At 45.8% G+C, this 21,803-nt stretch carries 28 protein-coding genes and 1 pseudogene; 18 read left to right on the top strand and 11 right to left on the bottom strand.

Annotated features, from left to right (window positions below; all coding sequences use genetic code 11):
- Positions 1-132: 132 nt before the first annotated feature.
- The 8 genes from cofC to FXV91_RS17150 form a co-directional block, all read right to left on the bottom strand.
- Positions 133-759: a 2-phospho-L-lactate guanylyltransferase gene (gene cofC / locus FXV91_RS17185; protein ID WP_229391906.1), complete on the bottom strand. Its 627-nt coding sequence runs from the start codon at positions 757-759 to the stop codon at positions 133-135.
- Positions 760-858: 99 nt separating this feature from the next.
- Positions 859-2,013, bottom strand: a complete 1,155-nt coding sequence (gene cofH, locus FXV91_RS17180; protein ID WP_229391905.1) for a 5-amino-6-(D-ribitylamino)uracil--L-tyrosine 4-hydroxyphenyl transferase CofH — start codon at positions 2,011-2,013, stop codon at positions 859-861.
- A 56-nt stretch (positions 2,014-2,069) separates the two neighbouring features.
- Positions 2,070-3,200 carry a 5-amino-6-(D-ribitylamino)uracil--L-tyrosine 4-hydroxyphenyl transferase CofH gene (gene cofH, locus FXV91_RS17175; protein WP_229391904.1) on the bottom strand — a complete coding sequence of 377 codons (1,131 nt, stop codon included), beginning with the start codon at positions 3,198-3,200 and terminating at the stop codon, positions 2,070-2,072.
- A complete protein-coding gene (cofG, locus tag FXV91_RS17170; RefSeq protein ID WP_229391974.1) occupies positions 3,197-4,204 on the bottom strand; it encodes a 7,8-didemethyl-8-hydroxy-5-deazariboflavin synthase subunit CofG in 1,008 nt (335 codons plus the stop codon). The genes cofH (FXV91_RS17175) and cofG overlap by 4 nt, the downstream gene beginning before the upstream one ends.
- Before the next feature lie 65 nt (positions 4,205-4,269).
- Entirely contained in the window at positions 4,270-5,547 is a 1,278-nt protein-coding gene (locus tag FXV91_RS17165; protein ID WP_229391903.1) for an NAD(P)/FAD-dependent oxidoreductase, read from the bottom strand.
- Complete coding sequence (locus tag FXV91_RS17160) at positions 5,544-5,705, bottom strand: 4Fe-4S binding protein (RefSeq protein ID WP_229391902.1); 162 nt, start codon at positions 5,703-5,705, stop codon at positions 5,544-5,546. The genes FXV91_RS17165 and FXV91_RS17160 overlap by 4 nt, the downstream gene beginning before the upstream one ends.
- 445 nt (positions 5,706-6,150) lie before the next feature.
- On the bottom strand, positions 6,151-6,288 hold the full coding sequence (locus FXV91_RS17155; RefSeq protein WP_229391901.1) for a hypothetical protein: 138 nt from the start codon (positions 6,286-6,288) through the stop codon (positions 6,151-6,153).
- 515 nt (positions 6,289-6,803) lie between these two features.
- A complete protein-coding gene (locus FXV91_RS17150) occupies positions 6,804-6,956 on the bottom strand; it encodes a hypothetical protein (RefSeq protein ID WP_229391900.1) in 153 nt (50 codons plus the stop codon).
- Positions 6,957-7,012: 56 nt separating this feature from the next.
- Between FXV91_RS17150 and fpoA the strand changes: the two genes are divergently transcribed.
- The 16 genes from fpoA (at position 7,013) to FXV91_RS17075 (ending at position 18,718) form a co-directional block, all read left to right on the top strand.
- Complete coding sequence (gene fpoA / locus FXV91_RS17145; protein ID WP_229391899.1) at positions 7,013-7,402, top strand: F420H2 dehydrogenase subunit FpoA; 390 nt, start codon at positions 7,013-7,015, stop codon at positions 7,400-7,402.
- Entirely contained in the window at positions 7,390-7,944 is a 555-nt protein-coding gene (gene fpoB, locus FXV91_RS17140) for an NADH-quinone oxidoreductase subunit B (protein WP_229391898.1), read from the top strand. The genes fpoA and fpoB overlap by 13 nt, the downstream gene beginning before the upstream one ends.
- Before the next feature lie 30 nt (positions 7,945-7,974).
- The gene (fpoC, locus tag FXV91_RS17135; protein WP_229391897.1) at positions 7,975-8,451 is read left to right on the top strand and encodes a F420H2 dehydrogenase subunit FpoC; all 477 of its coding nucleotides are present in this window, start codon (positions 7,975-7,977) and stop codon (positions 8,449-8,451) included.
- 10 nt (positions 8,452-8,461) lie between these two features.
- Entirely contained in the window at positions 8,462-9,604 is a 1,143-nt protein-coding gene (fpoD, locus tag FXV91_RS17130; RefSeq protein WP_229391896.1) for a F420H2 dehydrogenase subunit FpoD, read from the top strand.
- A gap of 5 nt (positions 9,605-9,609) precedes the next feature.
- Entirely contained in the window at positions 9,610-10,650 is a 1,041-nt protein-coding gene (fpoH, locus tag FXV91_RS17125; RefSeq protein WP_229391895.1) for a F420H2 dehydrogenase subunit FpoH, read from the top strand.
- Between the two features lie 4 nt (positions 10,651-10,654).
- Positions 10,655-11,065 carry a F420H2 dehydrogenase subunit FpoI gene (fpoI, locus tag FXV91_RS17120; RefSeq protein ID WP_229391894.1) on the top strand — a complete coding sequence of 137 codons (411 nt, stop codon included), beginning with the start codon at positions 10,655-10,657 and terminating at the stop codon, positions 11,063-11,065.
- On the top strand, positions 11,062-11,352 hold the full coding sequence (locus FXV91_RS20020) for an NADH-quinone oxidoreductase subunit J (protein ID WP_255680684.1): 291 nt from the start codon (positions 11,062-11,064) through the stop codon (positions 11,350-11,352). The genes fpoI and FXV91_RS20020 overlap by 4 nt, the downstream gene beginning before the upstream one ends.
- A complete protein-coding gene (gene fpoJ / locus FXV91_RS20015; protein ID WP_322225212.1) occupies positions 11,342-11,593 on the top strand; it encodes a F420H2 dehydrogenase subunit FpoJ in 252 nt (83 codons plus the stop codon). The genes FXV91_RS20020 and fpoJ overlap by 11 nt, the downstream gene beginning before the upstream one ends.
- The gene (gene fpoK / locus FXV91_RS17110; RefSeq protein WP_255680682.1) at positions 11,590-11,898 is read left to right on the top strand and encodes a F420H2 dehydrogenase subunit FpoK; all 309 of its coding nucleotides are present in this window, start codon (positions 11,590-11,592) and stop codon (positions 11,896-11,898) included. The genes fpoJ and fpoK overlap by 4 nt, the downstream gene beginning before the upstream one ends.
- Positions 11,892-13,910 carry a F420H2 dehydrogenase subunit FpoL gene (gene fpoL / locus FXV91_RS17105; protein WP_229391893.1) on the top strand — a complete coding sequence of 673 codons (2,019 nt, stop codon included), beginning with the start codon at positions 11,892-11,894 and terminating at the stop codon, positions 13,908-13,910. Before fpoK ends, fpoL begins: the two co-directional genes overlap by 7 nt.
- Entirely contained in the window at positions 13,910-15,397 is a 1,488-nt protein-coding gene (gene fpoM, locus FXV91_RS17100) for a NuoM family protein (RefSeq protein WP_229391892.1), read from the top strand. Before fpoL ends, fpoM begins: the two co-directional genes overlap by 1 nt.
- A 3-nt stretch (positions 15,398-15,400) precedes the next feature.
- On the top strand, positions 15,401-16,870 hold the full coding sequence (gene fpoN, locus FXV91_RS17095) for an NADH-quinone oxidoreductase subunit N (protein WP_229391891.1): 1,470 nt from the start codon (positions 15,401-15,403) through the stop codon (positions 16,868-16,870).
- A 13-nt stretch (positions 16,871-16,883) separates the two neighbouring features.
- Positions 16,884-17,273: a F420H2 dehydrogenase subunit FpoO gene (locus tag FXV91_RS17090; RefSeq protein WP_229391890.1), complete on the top strand. Its 390-nt coding sequence runs from the start codon at positions 16,884-16,886 to the stop codon at positions 17,271-17,273.
- 191 nt (positions 17,274-17,464) lie between these two features.
- Positions 17,465-17,962: a GNAT family N-acetyltransferase gene (locus tag FXV91_RS17085; protein WP_229391889.1), complete on the top strand. Its 498-nt coding sequence runs from the start codon at positions 17,465-17,467 to the stop codon at positions 17,960-17,962.
- Between the two features lie 307 nt (positions 17,963-18,269).
- Positions 18,270-18,455 carry a type II toxin-antitoxin system Phd/YefM family antitoxin gene (locus FXV91_RS17080; protein ID WP_229391888.1) on the top strand — a complete coding sequence of 62 codons (186 nt, stop codon included), beginning with the start codon at positions 18,270-18,272 and terminating at the stop codon, positions 18,453-18,455.
- Positions 18,452-18,718, top strand: a complete 267-nt coding sequence (locus tag FXV91_RS17075; RefSeq protein ID WP_229391887.1) for a type II toxin-antitoxin system RelE/ParE family toxin — start codon at positions 18,452-18,454, stop codon at positions 18,716-18,718. Before FXV91_RS17080 ends, FXV91_RS17075 begins: the two co-directional genes overlap by 4 nt.
- Here the strand turns inward: FXV91_RS17075 and FXV91_RS17070 are convergent.
- From FXV91_RS17070 to FXV91_RS17060, 3 genes are read right to left on the bottom strand one after another with little or no spacing between them, the layout of a single operon-like run.
- Complete coding sequence (locus tag FXV91_RS17070; protein WP_229391886.1) at positions 18,713-19,156, bottom strand: DUF86 domain-containing protein; 444 nt, start codon at positions 19,154-19,156, stop codon at positions 18,713-18,715. The two genes, FXV91_RS17075 and FXV91_RS17070, sit on opposite strands and share 6 nt — an antisense overlap.
- A 40-nt stretch (positions 19,157-19,196) precedes the next feature.
- Positions 19,197-19,607: a 4Fe-4S dicluster domain-containing protein gene (locus FXV91_RS17065; protein WP_229391885.1), complete on the bottom strand. Its 411-nt coding sequence runs from the start codon at positions 19,605-19,607 to the stop codon at positions 19,197-19,199.
- A gap of 1 nt (position 19,608) precedes the next feature.
- Positions 19,609-19,755: a hypothetical protein gene (locus FXV91_RS17060; RefSeq protein ID WP_229391884.1), complete on the bottom strand. Its 147-nt coding sequence runs from the start codon at positions 19,753-19,755 to the stop codon at positions 19,609-19,611.
- Positions 19,756-20,086: 331 nt separating this feature from the next.
- Between FXV91_RS17060 and FXV91_RS17055 the strand changes: the two genes are divergently transcribed.
- Together FXV91_RS17055 and FXV91_RS17050 are read left to right on the top strand one after the other, a co-directional pair.
- Positions 20,087-21,538 (top strand): NosD domain-containing protein, encoded by a 1,452-nt coding sequence (locus FXV91_RS17055; RefSeq protein WP_229391971.1) that lies wholly within the window; start codon positions 20,087-20,089, stop codon positions 21,536-21,538.
- Between the two features lie 121 nt (positions 21,539-21,659).
- Positions 21,660-21,803, top strand: a pseudogene (locus tag FXV91_RS17050) (IS66 family transposase); the annotation flags it as partial.

Here is a 21,803-nt window from a genome sequence, read left to right as displayed (position 1 = left end):
AAGAATAAATAATCAAAATGCTTTTTCTTAGTTTATTTTTCTTCTTTAGTTTTTATATTTCAAATCATTTTTCCAGTTCTTTGTTGGAAAGGGCCGCCAGACTAACTGATGGGAGCACTTCCCTATAAGGGTTCAAACTGGAACCAGTCCGACCCTTCCTCTGCTGACATCGAGTTTGAATTTTCGGTTAATATAGTCTTTTGCAGCCCCTTTTCCATGTATGAGAAGCTCTACTAGATCTTCAGGTTCATCTATATCCGTGCCGGCCAGGAAGGAGTCATAGATTTCGAAGTCTTGCCCGGAAGCTGTTGCAATAGAACAGTGAGTCAGAAAGCTTGAACCGTAATATTTTACTCTATAATTAGAGGGATTCTTTATAAACAGGGCATTCGTACCTCCGCCTTTCCCGGGGACGATACATATATCCTTTTTAGTTGAAGTTATCCCTTTTATATGGTCCGGAGAAAGAAGAGGCAGATCAGCCATAACAATAAAGATAGGCTCTCCGGCCTCTTTGAGGTATCTGTTAAGGGCTTCATTCAGGTCTTTTTCATCCAGCAAGACTCTTGCTTTCTTCATTCCTTCAAGTCCGTAGGCCGAAGGGCTGAGAATGTCAATTTTTTCGATTCCGGTTTCCTTGAGAGAATCAATTACCTGGTTCAGCATGAGTTCTACGAACTCTTCCCTTTCTTCCAGGCTAAGGACAGGCGACAGCCTTGATTTTGCGCTGGCTTTCTTATAGGGGATTACGGCTCTCATCTGGACTCCTGCACATTTTCGTTTTTCGTATTTTCCTCATTTTGTCTCAGGGGAACTCTTTCAGAGGAATTTTTTAGAGGAATTCCGTTTTCAGGTTTCTTATTCCTTGCTGCCTATTTCCGCTCTTTCATAACCAGGAAGCAGTCCTTCAGGTCCCGAAAACCGCGGATCGACCTTCCGGTAAAGGGTATCCCTCTGCATGGGAATCCTTCCTGCCCCTTTTATCATCCACTCAAATTCTGCCGGAGATACGTATTCCCCATGGCTGCCTCCGGATGCTGTAGAGATCTGGTCTTCGATGAGCGTACCTCCCAGGTCGTTTGCTCCACACTGGAGGGCTACCTGGGCGAGCTTTTTTCCCAATTTTACCCATGTGGCCTGGATGTTATTGATATGGGTATGCAGGATTACGCGGGAAATGGCTATGAGCTGCAGGTCTTCAAGCCCTGTGCTTGAGAACTTTCCGGATGACAGCATCTTCTCCCCTATCGGGTTATTGTAGGGCAAAAAGGACATTGGAATAAGTTCCGAAAACCCTCCTGTCTCTTTCTGGATCTCACGGATGGTAAAAACGTGATCCAGTCTCTCTTCCAGCGTTTCGACATGCCCGTACATAATAGTGGCATTAGTGGAAATCCCGGCTTTATGTGCTGCAGTTATGGTGTCGATCCACTGCCACGTATTGATTTTTCCAGAGCAGATAATTTTTCTTACCCTGTCGGAAAGAATCTCGGCTGAAGTCCCGGTGAGGGAGTCAAGCCCACTTTTTTTAAGCCTGCGCAGGGCTTCTTCAACGGACATGCCTGAGATTTCTGCTGCATAATTTATTTCCATGGGGGAAAGGCCATGAATACACATGTCAGGAAATTCGGCTTTTATTGATTCGATAATCTCAAGATAGAACTCCATGTCAGTTTCGGGGGTATACCCACCCTGGACGCAGACTTCCACAGCTCCGGCTTTTCTGGCTTCCTCCGTTTTTTTCAGGATCTCTTCGACGCTCAGTATATATCCTTTCTCTGTCCTGTATGCGCAGAATCCGCAGTTTCCGACGCATTTGTTTGTAATATAGATATTCCTGTTCACCACATAGCTGACAGTGTCGCCTACCGTACTGGCGCGCAGATCATTAGCGAGCTCAAATAGCTCAAACGGGTTTCCTTCAAGCAGGAGGAGGGCATCTTCTTTAGTACATTTTCCCTGATATGCCCTCTCAATCACGTCTTCTGGAGTTGTCGGTTTTTTCGTGTACATCCGATCATCCTTTTTAAAATTCCATAATTTCCCTGACTGTTACCTGGCTGTCCGGCTTATTCGAAAACTCTGCATCCGGCAACCCTTCCATGGTTTCTGGAAGCCAGTTCATGCGCTCCCATGTACAGGGTTGTCCTTTCTTTAGGGACCCTGCCGGCTCCGTGGATCATCCATTCCAGTTCTTCAACAGAGATACTTTCTCCGTGAGAGGCTCCTGCCAATCTGGAGATGCTTTCTTCCATAAGCGTGCCTCCTAGGTCGTTTGCGCCGCAATGGAGAGCAAATTGGGCAAGCTTCTTTCCGAGTTTTACCCAGCTTGCCTGTATATTATCTACATGCCCGTGAAGAAGAATACGAGAAATAGCATAAATTTTCAGATCATCAAGGCCAGGAGTTGCGTACCTGCCTTCACTGATCATTTTTTCTCCGACAGGGTTGTTATAAGGCATAAAAGGCAGGGGCACAAATTCGGTAATTCCACCGGTCTCCTTCTGAATTTCCCTGATAGTTAGCATGTGCTCAATTCTTTCTTCCGGAGTTTCGACATGCCCGTACATCATGGTTGCAGTGGTAGGAATTCCTGCAGCATGTGCCTGTCTGACCACTTCAATCCATTCCGAGGTACTGAGTTTTGCAGGGCAGATTATTTCCCTCACACGGTCAGAAAGAATCTCGGCGGCAGTTCCGGGCATCGTATCAAGCCCGCTTCGTTTCAGCCTTGCAAGGGATTCACTTACCTTCACGCCGCTGATACGGGAAGCATGTAGGACTTCCATTGGGGAGAAGGCATGGATATGCATTTCCGGGAACTCGGCCTTTATGGCTTCTACAATTCCAAGGTAGAAGTCCAGCCCAACATCCGGAAGCAGCCCTCCCTGAATACAGACTTCGGTTGCTTTTACCTGCTCAGCCTCCCTGACCTTTCCCATGATCTCTTCCAGGTTCAACAGGTACCCGTTGTTATCTCTAAATGCACAGAAACCGCACGTACCTACGCATCGGCTTGTGAAATTAATATTTCTGTTGACTACGTAGGTGACTGTGTCTCCTGCGGCAAGGTCTCGGAGTTCGTCCGCAAACCTGAAAAGTTCAAAAGGGGGTATCTCCAGGAGCAGGAGCGCATCTTCTTTTGTGCTCCTTCCCTGATGTGCGCGTTCTATGAGGTCGTCGGGAATTTTGCTGTTCATTTTTCTAAATCCTCCGGTTTCTCTGTTTCGGGCTGCTTCCTGTAGCCGTCCCTATCTGAGAGCTGCTCGATGAGGCTGCCTATTCTTTCCGAATACCACCCTTTTTTTACGTACTGAGGGTAGATTGGCAGGCGTTCTTTGAGCGGGGTTTCCCCGAGCTTTTCCTGCAGAGCCTTTACATCCGGCCATTCGGCTTCGGGGTTGATCCAATCAATTGTAAGAGGGGATATACCTCCAAGGTCCGTTACTCCCTTTGCAATAAGGGCTTTTGGGTCAATGAGATTCGGGGCAACCTGTAATGCCACATCACGCGGCAGGATCCGGGCTGCAAGAGCTACCGCATCCATCATCTCTTCCACAGTTGGCTCAGGGAAGTTTTCCATGGGAGTCCCTGGTTTAGGGGCAAAATTCTGAATAATTACTTCCTGAATATGCCCGTATTTCCCGTGAAGGCCTGCAATTGCTTCAAGAGACTCTATCCTATCATCCCTGCTTTCCCCTATCCCTATAAGGAGGCCTGTAGTATAAGGAATTTCCAGTTTTCCGGCATCCCGAATTGTCTCAAGCCTGCGTTCCGGAATTTTTCCGGGGCAGTCTTTATGGGCATCCAGAACTGCCGAGCTCTCAAGCATCAGCCCCATACTGGCATTCAGGGGCTTTAAAGCTTTAAGTTCGGAATAGGTCATAATACCTGCATTCGTATGGGGAAGAATTCCTATATCGATTGCAGATTCACAGAGGAAAAGGAGATATTCAAGAGTAGAAGAATAGCCGAGACCTTCAAGTATTGCACTGTATCCGGGCACTTCCTCTGCATACTCCCCGAAAGTGAAGAGAGCTTCAGTGCACCCTGCCTTTACCCCGTTTTCAAGAATAGAAATAACCTCTGCCGGCTTCATAAGCCGAGCTCCGGGCTGTCCTGGCTCCCGCCGAAAGCCGCAGTAACCGCACTGGTTTCTGCAGATATTGGTTACCGGGATGAAAACGTTTTTTGAGTAAGTTATGAAAGGAACTTTTTCCGGTGGAATGATAAAACACCTGCTGAATTCTGGTTTTTTGCTCTCTGACTTCAACTTAGGATTTTTCCCATAACCGATACCACGCCAAGAGCCACTCCTTCAACTTCTATGCCTCCCTTTCCTTTGGCCCCGTCTCCAACAACATAAAGGCCGGAAAAAGGAGTTTCATTTCCGGGATCAGTACCTGATGCTGCCCTGTTTACAGGCCATTCATCATGATATGATTGGATAAGGAGGACTTCGTATCTTTTACCCGGAAAAATCTCTTTAATATCCACAAGCCCCATCTCGATCTCGGATTCGAGATTCTTTACGTTCTCAGGGGCCACATACTGGTGGCACATGGTAAGGTGCTTTCCTGGAGGAGCCAGTTCAGGGTCAGCCTGAGTTACTTCATTGATCCCGTTTATACGTCTCGTATAAGGAGTCAACAGGACTCCGGAATGTCCGACCAGAGGCTCATCTGCGGCAAGACAGATCTTTATACCTGCTGATGGCTGAAGAGTCTCAAGCATTTTCAGGTAACCTGCATCTGCTTTTCCGGAAAGAGCTTCACCGCAGAGTAGAACGGTTGCAGCATGCCCCAGATTGCTGATAACAAGATCAGCTTCATGTTTATTACTTTCAGCAACCACCCCTGCGGCTTTTCCATTTTCAACCAGGATTTTTGAGACTTCCTGTCCGGTATGGATTTTCCCTCCGTTTGCAAGAATAACGGCTTCAAGGGCATCAATAACCCCTTTACACCCCCCTTTCGGGACCCCTGTACCTCCAAACCGGTACATGTTCTCAATTATCTCAAAAACCTCTTCTACCGGGACTTCATCGCTTTTCAGGCTGAGAGCCCAGCCGCAGAAAGAATCGGCAAATCTTATTAGCCACTCGTCATTGACCTGGGACTTTATCCAGGCCTGAAGTGTGCTTCCTGCAGGGTGGTTCTTTCTTGTACTAACTATCAAAAGGGCTATTTTCATGCGGTCTTTATAGGAAAGAAGCGAAGGAAAATCATTAAAAGAAATATCTTTAAAGCCTTTTACATAATCGGAATTCCCTTTTTTGAGAGGCACACGTATTGTGGTCATTTCTGACCGCACTATATCAACATCGGCTCCGATTTCCCTGAGTAACCGGGCAAGGGGACCTCCCGTACCGTTAGGGAGCATATGGAAAGCTCCGCTCGAAAGCTGAAACCCTTTGTAACTGAGATTGGTAAATCTGCCTCCTGTGATAGGAAGCCTTTCAAAAACTTCAACTTCATGCCCTGCCTTTGAGAGCCTGGCAGCGCTTAGGAGCCCTCCGAGGCCTGCCCCAATGACAATCGTTTTCATGCCGTTACCTCAATGGCTTTTACAGGGCAGTAGGGAATACATAACCCGCATTCTACGCAGGCGTCGGTAGCCCGTGCTTTTCCCTTTACCTCTATGGCTCCTTTTTTACAGAAAGAAGCACACTGGCCGCACCCTACACAGTTATCGTTTATCTTCATGCGATCCACCAGCTTTTCTATCGTGAAAAGACTTATTATAATGTGTTGGTATAGCGTGTTGCTCACATTGTTTTCTCAGGAAAAATGGAAAGCAGGGTTCCCTGAGAATTACGCGCCGGTTGTAATATCTAATCGGTAGTATACTATGAATTTATCCCTTTTCAGAATATAATATGTATTCAAAGACAATACTCAAAGGCTCTAAAAGCCCCTGGTTCCTCTAAATATTCTGATTGCCTGAGAAGGCATTTTCAGGCAGCTACCTGTACATAATAATACTTAAGGGCTCTCACTGAAGCGTCCAGGATACCATTATTAGTCATTTAATGATTATAGCCATTCAGCCGTTCAGTCACCAGATCTATAGTCACCACAACCACTCAACCATCGTAGCTTTTTAGCCATTTATAATCATTCAACTATCATAGATTTTCAGCCATTATAGTCAGTCATCATAATTATGGTCGTCATAGCTGTTCAGCCTGTAGCCGTTATCCGTATGATGTCCCTGGTATATTTGAAGAAGATGATGAAGGAAATTAGATATCGCTTTTCCTTCAATTACGGAGGAAATTTTCAGCACTTTCAGTTCCTTATTATTTTCATTTTAAAGGTTGCCTCAGGAGCGCTTTATCCCCACAATTTATCATCATTATTAGTGCCGCAATTACAGGGTATTTTATGGAGATAAAAATAATTAGCGGATATATATAATTCCTTGCTATGAGAGGAGAAAAACTTGTGCTTATAGAGAAATAATTTCCAGGATTTTTAGGCTGTGAAAAGATAAAAACATATTTATGGTGTATATATAATTTCGTGATCAGGTCAGGGCTTTTCCTCTGATTTATTTCAACATGCCTATATTTTAAAAAGAGATTTTTAATTATTTAGACTTAATATTTATATAATATTAATTATCTAGCAAATAGCTATAAATAACCCCTGATTCATTTGCAGAACTAGCATAGCTACTTCGAATCTTAATTATTAATTATACTACTTTCACGGCAATTGAATCCATGTCACCGGAAGAAGGGTTCTCCCCTTACATTCGGTAATTTATTACATAACCCCGGGCAATGAAATGTAAATTTTTCAGAGCCTGGCGGTAAAATGCCCGTATTCAGAGAGCCCCATCTGTCGGAAGAGAGGGTTCCCGATGTGGGTACTCCTGCAGGACCTGTGTTCGGACCACAGTGGTTTTTCAAAATAACCGGAAGTCCGAATACGGTTTTTTTGTCCGCCCATATTTAAAAACCAAAAAATCAAGATCATGCGACGCTGCAGTTTCAGATTGCTGCACTTTGATAGGTGATACAATGTCTGGAATAATTGATAGCTATATACCGGTTGCAATATTTCTTGCCGTGGGACTGATTATGCCACCCATGACAATGTTCATGGTAAAGCAACTGAGTCCGAGGAGCAAGGCAGCCAGCAAATACACGACATATGAATCTGGTTCCGTCCCTACAGGAACTGCCAGGATCCAGTTCAATGTCGAGTATTATCTTTATGCAATTGCTTTTGTTCTCTTTGATATTGAGGTGCTTTTCCTTTACCCATGGGCTACCGTCTATAAGGGGCATGGGATTACCTCAATTGCAGTAATTGAGATGTTTGTATTTATCTTCATACTGCTCTTCGGATACGTGTATCTCTGGAAGAAGGAGGCCCTTACATGGGTGAAGTGAAGGAGACAAAAACGAACAACAAAACAGAAACTCCGGAAGACGAAATTCCCGGCGTTCTCACAACAACCACCAGTGCAATCAGTGACTTCCTCAAGAAAACCAAGGCTCAGGATCTGATTAACTGGGGGCGGAAAAATTCGCTCTGGTTCATGACCCAGCCAATGGGCTGCTGTGGTGTGGAAATGATCGCGACGGGCTGTGCTCATTATGATACTGACCGCTTCGGGATCATTCCCAGGAACTCCCCAAGGCATGCGGATGTCATGATTATCAGCGGCTATGTGACAAAGAAATACCTGCCAGCTTTACAGAGGCTCTGGGACCAGATGCCTGCTCCTAAATGGGTAATCGCCATGGGAGACTGTTCTATCAGCGGCGGTCCCTTTTATGAGTCCTACAGCACAGTGCAGAACATCGATGAAATCTTCCCTATCGATGTATACATTCCCGGATGTCCGCCCAGACCCGAAGCTTTGATCCAGGGGTTTGTGGAACTTCAGGAAAAAATAAAAGCTAAAAAAGATCGGGGCACGGAATACTGAGTAGATTTCAGGCTTATTTGAGGGAATACAATGGATGCCAGAACAATTATAGAATCATTAACCGGGGAATTTCCGGAGGCAATTTCCGAAGCAGGGATCGAATCTCCGATACGTATCCGGGCATATGTGGATAAGGAAAAAGTAAAAGAGGTCTGCCAGTACCTTAAAGACTCCCTTCAGTTCGACCACCTCTGTTCCGTGTGCGGAGTGGACTATCCTAAGAGGAACGAGCTGGAAGCTGTGTATCATATAGCTTCGTATGACCATCCTGTAGTTCTTATGCTGAAAGCAAGGCTGCCCAGGGATTCTCCGGAAGTAGAGTCTGTTATACCGGTATACTGGAATGCAAACTGGTATGAAAGGGAGACCTACGAACTCTATGGGATTGTGTTTAAAAACCACCCGAATCTGAAGCCTCTTGTGCTCCCAGAAGAGATGCTGGGTGAGTGGCCTCTCCGGAAAGACTACGAAGGTTTCCCGAACAAGACAGCAAGAAACCTGGTGTGAGGGGTGAAAAATGGACGAAATTCTTGGATCAAATGAAATTATCGGACCAAACGAAATGATTGTACACCTGGGCCCCCAGCATCCCATGCAACCCGGACCTTTCAGGTTAAACCTGAGGTTAAAAGGGGAAACCGTGATGGATGCTGAAGTGGAACTGGGTTATATTCATAAAGGCATTGAAAAAATCCTGGAGAACAAAACATACCTTCAGGGAATTACGATAGTTGATAGGATCTGTTACCTTGTAGCCCTGACAAATGAAGAATGCTTTGTGGGCTGCGCTGAAAAGCTGTTAGATATCGAACCTCCTGAGAGGGCTCAGTATATAAGAGTCATTTTAGAAGAGCTCTCCAGGCTCCAGAGCCACCTGCTTGGCATGGGAGAGTTCGGAGAGTTCATCGGCTTCGTCTCCATGTTCATGTACACAATCAAGGAAAGGGAAGATATCCTTACTCTGATTGACATGGTCACGGGGGCAAGGGTTACCCACAGTTACCTGAGGTTCGGAGGAGTACGCGACGACCTTCCGGCCGGGTTTAAGGAAAAGGCTATCCCTGTCCTGAACAACCTCAAGAAAGTCATTAGCGATTACGAGGAAATGTTCAATTCGGACAGAATTTACAGGGAACGGACCGCAGGAGTTGGCGTCCTTACTGCAGATGTTGCAAAAAGCCTTGGAGTTTCCGGACCTGCTCTGCGGGCAACTGGTGTTCCCTTCGATATCCGGAAGAACGAGCCCTACCTTGTGTATAAAGACCTGGACTTTAAGGTCTGCACTGAAACTGCAGGAGACTGTGCTGCAAGAGTGCAGGTCAGACTTAACGAGATGAGGGAAAGTATCTACATCCTTGAACAGTGCCTTGACAGGATCCCGAGCGGGCCTATCTTCCCGGAAGGAACCCCTTACAGCAAAAGGACTCCTGTAATGAGAGTTCCTGCAGGTGAGGTATTCCACAGGGTGGAAGACCCGAGAGGTGAGATGGGCATGTACATGATTTCCGACGGTACAGACAAGCCTTACAGGGTAAAAGTCAGAGGACCTTACTTCCCGACTCTTCAGGCTTTGCCTCCTCTTATCAAAGGTACAACAGTTGCGGACGTTGCAGCGATTTCAGGCAGCATGGACGGATGCACCAGTGAAGCGGACAGGTGATTATAGTGGCTATAGAAATCCCAGAATTTATAATTCCTTTTATCCCCTGGATCCGCGGGCTTGTGGGCCTCTCTCTCGTGGGAGCCATTTTCCTTGGAGCTATGGGTGCTGTCTGGATTGAGAGAAAACTCTCGGCCGATATTCAGTTAAGGCATGGACCTTCAAGGGTGGGCAAGTTCGGGCTTCTGCAGCTTGTAGCCGATGCCATAAAACTCTTCACAAAAGAAGATATGAGACCGAGTAATGCTGATCGTCTTCTCTTTGACAACGCTCCTATTTTTATGATGAGCTCGGTTTTCCTGATGCTCGTTGCAATCCCTGTGGGTGCAGTCTTCATTAACGGGGTCGAATATCCTCTGGCTGTAACCGAGATGGATGTCAGTATACTTTACATAGAAGCAATGTCCGCAATTACCATCTTCGGGATTTTCATGATTGCTTACGGTTCTAACAACAAGTATTCCCTTCTTGGTGCTTTCAGAAACTTTGCCCGCATGGTAGGGTATGAAGTACCTCTCGGGATCACTGTTGTCAGCGTTGCCGTAATGACAGGTTCCCTGAATATCGTGGAAATTGCCAGAGCCCAGGGACTTGTCTGGAATATTTTCCTGCAGCCGATCGGGTTTATAGTCTTCTTTATTGCTCTTATGGCGGATATGGGGAGGCTTCCTTTTGACCAGAATGAGTCTGAAGAAGAACTGATCGCAGGCTGGATTACCGAATATACTGGAATGCGTTTCGGGCTCGGGTTCTTTGCCGAATATATCCACATGATTCTTGGATCCTTCCTTGTAGCACTTCTTTTCCTTGGCGGCTGGAACGTTCCGGCATTTGTTGCAAACAATGCAATACTTGGCCTTATTGCCCCTACAGGATTCCTGCTTCTTAAAACAGTGCTTGTGCTGATGACTATTATAGGAATGAGGTGGGCTGTCCCGAGATTCAGGATTGACCAGGTAGTAGATATGAGCTGGAAAAAGCTCCTGCCCCTATCCCTCTTGAACCTTGTCTGGGCAGTAGGCCTTGGACTCTATCTGGGGGCTTAAGAGTATGGTTCTCAAAAATATTAGATACGCAATTAAAAACATCCCTAAAAAACGCGTAACCAGGATGTGCCCGGAAGTGGAAAGCCCGCTCTCCGACAGATTCAGAGGCCTGCAGACCCTTGACAAGAGCAAATGCATAGGCTGTGGAATCTGTGCCAATACATGTCCTAACAGCGCGATAAAGATCGTAAAAGCCCCTATTTCCCCCGGCAGCGAGAAGCAGAGGTGGTTCCCTCAAATAGACATAGGTCACTGCCTCTTTTGCGGGCTCTGCATTGACCAGTGCCCCAAAGGTGCCCTTTCCAGCGGGAGAGAATATTGTAAAGGCATGGTGAAATGGACTCATAAAGACCTGCTCATGACTCCGGAAAAACTCGCAAGGGAAGTAGATATCGAAGAAGGTGATGAGAGATGATCGGACTTGAAACTATCGGAGCAGCTCTGGAACTGGCTGTCTTCGGGCTCCTTGCGGTTGTCACAGTCTTCTTTGCAATCTTTGTGGTTATTGCAAAAGATGTTGTAAGAGCCGGGCTTTCCCTGATTATGTGCATGTTCGGCGTTGCAGCACTTTATATCCTCTTAAATGCCCAGTTCCTTGGGATAATCCAGGTGCTGGTCTATATAGGGGCAATCGGAGTATTGATCCTCTTTGCAGTTATGCTTACGAAGCGCGAACTGGGAGGTGGGTCCCGTGCACATTAACAGACTCACGGCTCTTCTCGTATCTCTGCTCTTTGTAGCAGTTATAGTAACAGGAGTTTTTGGAACTTCCTGGAATACGGTTTCGGAACTCCCTGAAAACCCGGCTGACCCGAGCAATATCGAGGGCATAGGCATGTTAATTTTCACTCAGTACGTGGTGCCTTTCGAGGTCCTGTCAATTGTCCTGCTCGCATCCCTTATCGGTGCAATCTATATGGCAAAAGGAGAGGGCAACAGATGACTGCTATTCCGTTAACATTTTATCTGGGTCTTGCAGCCCTGCTCTTTTCAATCGGGCTTTACGGCATCATGACACACAAAAGCGGGATCAGGATGATCATGTGTATAGAGCTCATGCTGAACTCCGCAAACCTGAACCTTGTGGCTTTTTCAAGCTATACGGATACCCTTCACGGTCAGGTCTTTGCCATCTTCTCGATTGCCCTTGCAGCTGCTGAAGCAGCAGTCGGGTTTGCAATCTTTATGGCAATCTACAGAATGCACGACAAAATTAACCTTGATGAGCTTAACATTCTGAGGTGGTAAAAACGGCTCTGGAAGAATTTGCATTTTTGATCCCCCTGCTTCCGGCACTGGCTTTTGCGATCACCTTCTTCTTTGGCAGGAAAATGCCATCAGGAGGGGCAATCGTCCCCATCCTTGCTATTGCCGCCTCTTTTGTAATCTCTTTCATGATTACACTCGGGCTGCTGGCAAACCCCGAAGAAGTCGTAAACCAGTCCTATTCCTGGTTTGCAGTGCTTAACATAGGAATATTAATTGACCCCCTGGCTGCAGTCATGCTGTCAATGGTTTCCTTCGTGAGCCTGCTGATCCATATCTATGCAGTTAGCTATATGTCCCATGATCCCGGAAGGGCCAGGTATTTTGCAGAAACCGCACTTTTCACCGCGGCAATGCTCTCCCTGATCCTCTCGGACAACATCCTGCAGCTCTTTGTTTCCTGGGAACTTGTCGGGCTCTGTTCCTATCTCCTGATCGGGTTCTGGTTTGAAAAACCCTCAGCAGCAGCAGCTGCCAAGAAAGCTTTCCTGACAACCAGGATCGGAGACGTAATGTTCCTTACAGGAATAATCGTACTCACTTCCGATCTTCTTAAGGTCGCAGGCGGTTTCCAGGAAGGAGTATACCTGCTGCGTTTTGACGAAATCTTCAGTTATATCCCCCAGCTTTCGGCTCTGCAGTTAAATGTCTTCGGCTTTGAAATAAGCCACCTTACTATTATCACTCTGCTTTTCTTCGGAGGAGCTGTAGGAAAGTCCGGGCAGTTTCCGCTTCATGTGTGGCTGCCCGATGCAATGGAAGGTCCAACAACCGTTTCAGCTCTCATCCATGCAGCAACAATGGTTACTGCCGGTGTTTATCTGGTCGCAAGGACTTTCCCGATGTTTATTGCAGCCCCTGATTCCCTCATGGTAGTTGCTTACTTCGGAGGCTTCACGGCTCTCTTTGCAGGCACTATGGGCATTGTGATGAACGACCTCAAACGTGTGCTTGCTTTCTCAACCATCAGCCAGCTCGGATACATGATGCTGGGCCTGGGCCTAGGTACTGCAATAGGGCTTGAAGCAGTCGGGATCTCACTTTTCCACCTGATTAATCACGCTTTCTTCAAAGCGCTTCTCTTCCTCTGTGCAGGCAGTGTAATCCATGCGGTCGGCACTCAGGATATGAGAGAGCTCGGAGGCGTAGGAAAGGTAATGCCCATTACCGCTGCTACGATGACAATTGCAGCGCTTGCCCTTGCAGGTTTCGGTATCCCCGGAACCTCAATAGGGACAAGCGGTTTCATGTCAAAGGACCCGATCATTGAAGCTGCATACCTATTCGGAGAACACAGCAGCAACTGGATCCCCTATATATTCTCAATCGCTGCAGCTCTTCTCACATCCATTTACATCTTCAGGCTGATCTTCATGACCTTTACAGGGAAGCCGAGGAGCAATTATCACGGGCACGAATCCCCTGCCATTATGACCATCCCCCTGTCCATTCTGGCCCTTTTTGCCCTTGTTTTCGGTGCATTCACAAGAACCGGCTTTATGAATTTCCTTGAAGAAACCTTTGCCAACAGCTTTGTGAACCTGGATATAGGAAATCTTGCAGGAATTGGCAGAAATGAGCTTGTAGAGGCAGGAGGACACGAACCTCTTATTGTCCTGTGGCTCCCGTTAATAGTGGCACTTGCAGGTCTTGCAATTGCTTTCGTGATCTACTATCTGAGGGCAGTAAAACTCGGGGCCCTGGCTTCCATGAAAAACCCTGTTTACAGGCTGCTTTACAACCGTTACTACCAGCACCAGATCTACACCGAATTCTTCTCAATCGGTGTGGTCTACGGAGTTATTGCTTTCCTGACGCAGGTAGTTGATGTGATCGTTGACAGCATTGTGGAAGGAATCGGAATTATTACGGTTGGTGTAGGTGAAGAACTCCGGAAGATTCAGACCGGGGTTGTACAGACCTATGCAACTGCAGTAATCGCGGGTGTAAGCCTGCTTATAATACTCATTAAATTAATAATGGAGGTACTCTGATGCTGCCGGTCGCATCGTTGTTGATTCTGGTGCCGCTGATTTTCGCAGTCGTGACCTTTTTCACAAAAACAAAAGACCAGGCTGCAGGTCTGGGCTTTCTAGGGTCTCTTGCGACTCTGGGCCTTACCCTTTACGCCTATCTGAATTTTGACAGCAGCACTGCTGCAATGCAGTTCTATGAATCTGTGAAGTGGATTCCCTTTCTCGGGGTTAACTATTCGGTTGGAATTGACGGCATTTCCATGCCCCTTATCCTCCTGAATGCGATCGTTATCCCGTTCATGATCCTCTTCAGCTGGAAAGAAGACAGGGAAGCCCCTAACAGATTTTACGGGCTGATCCTTACCATGCAGGCCGCAGTCATAGGCGTCTTTGTAGCTCTTGACTTCGTTGTCTTCTATATATTCTGGGAGCTTACCCTGGTGCCTCTCTTCTTCATAGTAAATATATGGGGTGGAGAAAAGAGAGCTCATGCGTCCTACAAGTTCTTTATCTACACGCATGTTGCCTCTCTGGTAATGCTGCTCGGGATCTTCGGGCTCTTTTATGCCTCCCTGAATCAGACAGGCGTTGCTACGTTTGACATAAGAGAGCTGGTCACACAGTTCCAGTTCTTCGAATCCGGCCTGATGAAAGATGGAATATTCCTTGCAATCCTCTTCGGGTTCCTGGCAAAGCTGCCGACCTTTCCCTTCCATTCGTGGCTTCCGGATGCATATTCCGAGGCTCCTACTGCAGGCAGTGTACTTTTTATCCTGCTCAAAATCGGAGGGTACGGACTTTTCAGGATTTCACTCCCGATGCTCCCGAACACCGGCAATCCTGACCTGATGATCATGATGCTGGGCCTGCTCGGATCTTTCAGTATAGTGTACGGGGCTCTTCTTGCCCTGCGGCAGAAAGACCTCAAGCGCATGATTGCTTACTCCAGCCTGAGCCACATGGGTTATGTGATCCTGGGTTCAGCGGGCTTTGTTGCCCTCTCGGTTTCAGGAGCCATGTTCCAGCAGTTTTCCCACGGGCTTATTATGAGCGTCCTGTTCATGTCCGCGGGAGCAATCCAGACAAGCACTGGCACAAGGATCATTAACAATCTCGGTGGGCTTGCAAAGAAGATGCCGATGCTCACTGTGGTTATGATGGTAGGGTTTATGGCATCTCTTGGCCTTCCTGGACTGACAGGCTTTGTTGCCGAGTTCCTGGTACTGACCTTCACTTTCACTAACCTGCCTGGTTTTGTCTTACTTGCCTTGCTGGCAATAGTGATTACCGCAGGTTACCACCTCTGGGCAATGCAGAGGGCAATGTTCGGAGTATATAATGAGAAGCTCGGGGATGTCAAAGATATCAATTCCCTGCAGGTCTTTTCAATGGCAGTTATTGCCCTTCTTGTGCTCTATTTCGGCCTGAACCCGAGCCCGGTGCTTGATATGATGATTAAGAATTCGGAAGCAATAGTCAGCCTTGCGGCTGTCCTGGGGGTGTAAGAAATGGACGAGATAATGTATCTTGCACCTGAAATTGTATTAGTTGCAACCGGCCTGGTCGTACTTATGGCCGGAGTTTTTCTTTCCCCCCGGTCCAAGAATGTACTGGGTTACCTGGCAACTCTGGGAATCCTTGCAGCCCTTGTTCTGACGGTTAGAAGCTTCGGGCTGCTGACGATGGGAGAATTCAGCGTTGGGTATTCGATTTTCTCAGAAACTCTAAGTATCGATGCCCTTTCCCAGTTTTTCAAACTGGTCTTCCTGACAGTTGCCCTGATTGTTTCAATTGCTTCGATCAAGTATACTGAAAACAGTGATCACACAGAAGAGTTCTACACCCTGGTCCTCTTTGCAACCTTCGGAATGATGATTGTATCATCTGCAAATGACCTGATAGTACTCTTCTGTGCCTTTGAGCTTGCAAGTCTTGCAACCTATGCCCTTGCAGGCTATGAAAAGCAGAACGCAAGGTCTCTCGAAGGAGCCATGAAATACTTCGTGATCGGCTCGGTCTCTGGAGCGCTCATGCTCTTCGGGATTTCCTTTGTCTACGGAGCAACAGGCACTACCAGCATCCCCACGATTGCTGCAAACTCTGCCCTCCTGACACAAAACCCGATAGGGCTTGTTGCAGTCGTGCTGCTGATTGCAGGTTTTGGCTTCAAGATGGCTCTGGTGCCCTTCCATATGTGGGCTCCTGATACCTATCAGGGATCCCCTTCAGTTGTTTCCGCACTGCTTGCAGCCGGGTCCAAAAAGATGGGATTTGTGGCAGCCTTCAGGATTTTCATTGTGGCTCTTGCAGCCCTTCAGCCTGACTGGCAGTTTGCCTTTACAATTCTTGCAGTTGTGACAATGACCTTCGGAAACGTGGTCGCAGTTGCTCAGACCAGTGTAAAGCGCATGCTCGCCTACTCCTCCCTGGCACAGGCAGGATACATTGCAATGGCTTTTGCGGTGATGACCCCTGTAGCTCTTACAGGCGGCATTATGTACGCCCTTGCCCATGCCTTTATGAAAGCAGGAGCTTTTATTGCAGCTGCAGCCGTTGTCTGGATGGTAGCTTCGGAAAGGACAGGAAACCTCGATATCCCCGACCATCTTGACAGCTTCAGGGGCCTTGGGAAAAGAATGCCTCTGGCAGCCCTTTCCATGACGATTTTCGTCTTTGCCCTTGCAGGAATTCCACCGACTGCAGGCTTTATGGCCAAGTTCGTGCTCTTCTCCTCAACCATTCAGGCAGGCATGACCTGGCTTGCAGTGATCGCCATCCTGAACAGTGCCCTTTCACTGTTCTATTACGCACGGCTTGTGAAATACATGTACTTCCTGCCCCCTGAGGGTAAAAAGGTCAGCATTCCCTTCCCATATGCAGCAGCCCTGCTGGTTGCAGTTGCCGGTGTGCTGGCAATGGGTCTCTGGCCTGAGCCCTTCGTGGAGCTGGCTATGAAAGCAGCAATGGTACTGGTCTAAGGAGGTATGATAAATGACAGATTGTGACCTATGCGGGCGCGGAATCCCGACCGTTATCCCGGTCCGGGCTATCCGCCCTCTCCTCAAATTCGCCTACCCCGAAGGGGTCTGGAAAGGGCTATGTGAACCCTGCCTGGATTCCGCCCAGAAAACGTACTTAACAGTAAATAAAAACCAGACCTCATGCAGAAAAGGCAAATGCGCTCTCTGCGGAGATAAAACCGGAGTTTTCCCTGTGGAACTGCAGATCCCGAACTTCTCAAAAGGGGTCATAAAAAAAGATGCAGATCTCTGCTACAGGTGCCTGAAATCAGTCGATGAGGCTTACATCAGGTACAAAAAGGCAAAAATCGACGAAGAAGGACGTATACACGGGCACGAACACGTGCATCCGCATCATTGAGTAAAGCTGCGTTTTGCGGCTTTATTTCTTTTCTTATTTTTGGCTTTTTTAATATCTTATTTTACTCTGCAAGTTTCACTGCTTATTCTGCAGCGTAAAAGGCAAATACTTCAAAGTCTTTCAGGTTTTCAGTAAGCATTTTTTTATAGTTATATAAAAAGAGTGTTTCTATTCCCCCGGATGTCGTTAAAATGAATTTCGAATTGAGAAAATGGGAAAAATTCGATACTGAGAACTTTTTCAAATATTCTCACAACACAAAAATTGCAGAAAATATGAGGGATCCTTTTCCTTCTACTTTAGATGATTGCAGAAAGACCGTAGAAAGCTTTAGCTCTAATGACGAAACACAACAATGCTGCAGGGCAATTGTTGTCAATGAAGAAGCTGCAGGGTGCATTGCCTTGTTCATTAAAGACAATGTTTACTGTAAGAGTGCAGAAATTGCATACTGGCTTGGCGAACCTTTCTGGGGTAGGGGAATAATGAGCGAAGCAATAAAGCAGCTTTGCCGGACAGCTTTTGAACAGTATGATATTGTACGGATATTTGCAGAGCCTTATGAACATAACATTGGCTCAAGAAAAGCCCTTGAGAAAGCCGGGTTTGTTTTAGAGGGTGTAATGAGGAAAGGTGTTTATAAAGACAGTAATTTCTTTGATTACTGCATGTATGCCCTTGTGAAATAACTTTTACTGAGAGAAACCCACACGATCCGCTTTTTTGAAAAAAAATCATGATTTTTTCAATGTTTTATTATCTTTTATAAGAGGCACGCGGCTGGCTAGTAGAGTTTATCATCGACCTGGTGGCCAGGGACTGACCTGAATCTGAGATTCTGCGGAATTATCCGGGCATTACACATGAAGATATTTAGGCTTGCTTGAACCTGAGAAGGTGATCTGCTTAGAGATACATAATGTAGAAAAAGGTTATACCTGAAAAAAGATAAATGAATATAAAACAGATTATAGAGGTTTCTAAAAAGGTGATTATGTGACCGCTGCAAATGGACAATATGTAGTTAATGAAAATGGGGAAAAAGTTGCAATTATTCTTCCCATAGAGGAATATGAAAAAATGAAAGAGGATCTCCACGATCTGGCTATTGTTGCAGAAAGACGCGATGAGAAGACTATTAGCTTTGAAGAGATGAAAAAAATATTAAGTTCAGAGCGATGACGGTTTATACAATCGATTTCAAGGCTAGCGTAGAAAAAGACTTGAGGAATGTGCCAAAAGATAGACTTCCTCATATTCTCAAAAAGATTGAGGAACTTGCCGATGTGCCCCTTCCCGGAGATTCAAAAAAGTTATCAGGAGCTGAACATCTGTATCGTGTTCGAGTGGGAGATTATAGAATAATATATGAAGTCGTCCACAAAACAAAGAACATAACTATTTTCTATATAAAACATCGCCACTCTGCTTATCGTAAATTATAACCCATTTTCTGTCACAGTTTCCTTTCTCTCAATATATTCCAGCACACACCCTGCAAATTCCTCGAAATCTCCCAGTCTTTCAGTCAGGAATTCTTCCAGCACTCCAGGATCTACTTCTTCATACCTATGGACAAGCATATTTCTGAACCCTGCGGCAGATGCAAATCTTTCCGCAAAAGCTTCTGGCAGGATGGAATGTCTTCCAAGAACAAGGAAGACACTTTCATAATCTTGAGGTCTTTCAAAACCTTCCTCTGAAATTATAATTTCTCCGAGATAGATTGCACTTTCCACCGCCAGCTGGAAGTTTCTTTCAATCGCACTCCTTTTCTCATAATCGAACTCAAGATTCACATTTTCGGGGTCCACAGACTCAAGGTATTTTACACACCTGCTCATGAAATCCAATTTTCTGAAAATAGTTTCCGAATCTCTCATTCTAAGAAAACCCCCTTTTTTAAACTCTATCACCCTAAGTTTACATCGGACAAACCTTAACGCAGAGCCCGCACCGCAATCCTCCCAGTACATTGAACATATACTGTGCACATTTCTCCCTGTCAATCTTCCCATCCGAAGAAATAGCACCAGCCGGGCATACTTCAATGCATTTCATGCAGCTACTGCACGTTTTGTTGATAAATGGTAGCTGAGTATTTTCCTCTGTTTCCAGCGGGGCATCTGTGAGGATTGCTGTCATCCGAACCCTTGGGCCGAAATCTTTTGTAATGAGAAGATGGTTCATTCCGAAACTTCCCAGCCCTGCACAATGTGCAGCATATTTGATGGACATATTTGCTTTGAGAGTCTCACGGTCAGCATACCAGTAACCGAATTCACTTCCTTCCGTAGGTACGATGGTTGCTCTGTATCCTTCCTTTTCGATCATTTTAGCTATCTGGGAATGCAACTATCCTCAGGGTTGCAGTCGCTGCCATAAGTGTGTTGGTATACTCAGCCCTTCCTCTGGGAAGCGTATCAAAAGCCCCTCTCGGTACTCCAACTCCCAGGACTATAACTGACCTTACATCCGGCATCACGTCCTGAGGCTTGTTTCCCGTATACTCTGGATTTTGAAAGCAGGCAGGGTCCGCAATACCGATAAAATCCGCATTAGTTCCAAGGGAAATATCCTTTATCTTTTCTGTAAGGGTAGGTTCCTTTACACTTTATCTCCTTTTATTTAGGTTTTAAGTCTTCTTATATTCCAGGTTATAATTTTTCAATATAAATTGGTATATAAATAATGAATTTAATCTGTATATTAGTATAAATTATAGCATTTACACGCAATAACCTCGGTTTAGAGGCTTCCTGTATTGAATCGATTGGTTAGCAATTATCTGGGGAGGGTCACCTGTGAAAGTCATGCTTATCGGAGATTGTCTAAGCAAGCTAACGAGTGCTGCACTGTTTATCGCTTTGCTTCTGGTTTCTGCAGGCGTTGCGAGTGCGGAGGTTATTTATGTTGAGCCAGGAGCTTCAATTCAGGCTGCAGTAAATAACTCTACAACCGGAGATTTTGTCATTGTGGAAGCCGGGGACTACGAGGAAAATATCGTTGTCAATGTTTCAGGGATAACGGTAACTTCGGAACCTGAGAGCATTGACGGTGTACTTATCAGATCAAGGGACGAGAATTCAAGCGTGTTTCAGGTTAAAGCGGATAATGTAACCGTCAGCGGTTTTAATATAACCGGATCAGGAGAGTTTTTCAGTACCTTCGAGGCTGCACGCTTCACAAATTCTTTTAGTTCCGGAAACTCAGGAGAGCCGGGTGAGACTTATGAGCCGGAAGCACGACAGGCTTATGGGCTCGGGTCAGGGGAGATTTTTGTCTCGAGATCGAATGGATTTGGTTGCCCTCCGGCAGGGATCTGCCTTGATCAAGTTAAAAACTGTACAATTGAAAGAAACAATATTTTTGAAAACCAGTATGGAGTTTACCTGCAGGGCTCCATGAACAGTACAATCTCGGAGAATACTTTTTTCCGAAACGGCATCTGGATTGATGAAGGGTGTAGCAAGAATATGCTGGTCAACAATACAATTGATGAGGGAAACATCATTATTGGCGCACACTGCTGGGATAATATAATGTTTCAGAACCGACTTTCAAACGGTGGGGGAATAGGCATTGCCTGCTGCGGGGGAGGAAATCTCGTTTCAAAGAATGAGATTGTAAATTGCAGTAACGGAATTGATATATATGACACTCAGGCAAGGACTGTCCTTCGTAACAACCAGATTACGGACTGCAATTACGGGATTTACCTGATTTTTGTCTTTGATTCCAGTGTATATAATAATACTATCTCGAACAGTAGTAGAGGTATATTTTTAAGGGAAAACAGCCACGACAATGAACTGTTTAATAACACAATAACTTCCAGTAACGATTCAGGAATTTATTTGATGGATGACAGTGCTGATAACCGCATCTATAACAATTACTTTAACAACACTGTAAATGTGAAGGCTGAAAACAGTGAAGGAAACAGCTGGAACACTACAAAAGCCTCCGGAACGAATATTATGGACGGCCCATACCTGGGCGGCAATTTCTGGGCTGACCCGAACGGAACCGGGTTTTCTCAGACCGCTAAAGATTCGGATTCGGATGGGATCTGCGACCTGCCTTACAACGTAAACAAAAGTGATTTTGACTATCTCCCGCTCACCAAATCCCCTTCTTTACCTAGAGTGAACCTTAAAGATATAATTGAGGAATCTGTTGAAGTTAGACTTAATGTTCCGGCAAACTATCCGGAAAATGATATGAAAAAAGGTCCTCTTGTTTTCTGGGTTGAGAAAGATTGAGAGATCTACTTTCTTTTTCTTCTTTTTTAGTAACTATTCAGGCAGCCTTTTAAAGGCTACAATTTTTCCTCTTTTCGAGGAAAAATTGGATATAAATTGAATTCTATTTTGTTTCGTTATCATGCTTACACGTGAAGAGATTCTTGCTTTGTGTGCTTCAAACCCTGAAGTTATTGCTTACATTGTGAGTCTTGAAACTCAAATTAAAGAACTTACTGAAAGGTTGATAGCCTTAGAATCTCGTTTAAACCAAAATAGTCGTAAC

The organism is Methanosarcina sp. DH2 (assembly GCF_020804225.1).
Lineage (GTDB): Archaea > Halobacteriota > Methanosarcinia > Methanosarcinales > Methanosarcinaceae > Methanosarcina.
The sequence above is the reverse complement of the archived record's forward strand: the minus strand, read 5'-3'. Positions and strand labels throughout refer to the sequence as shown.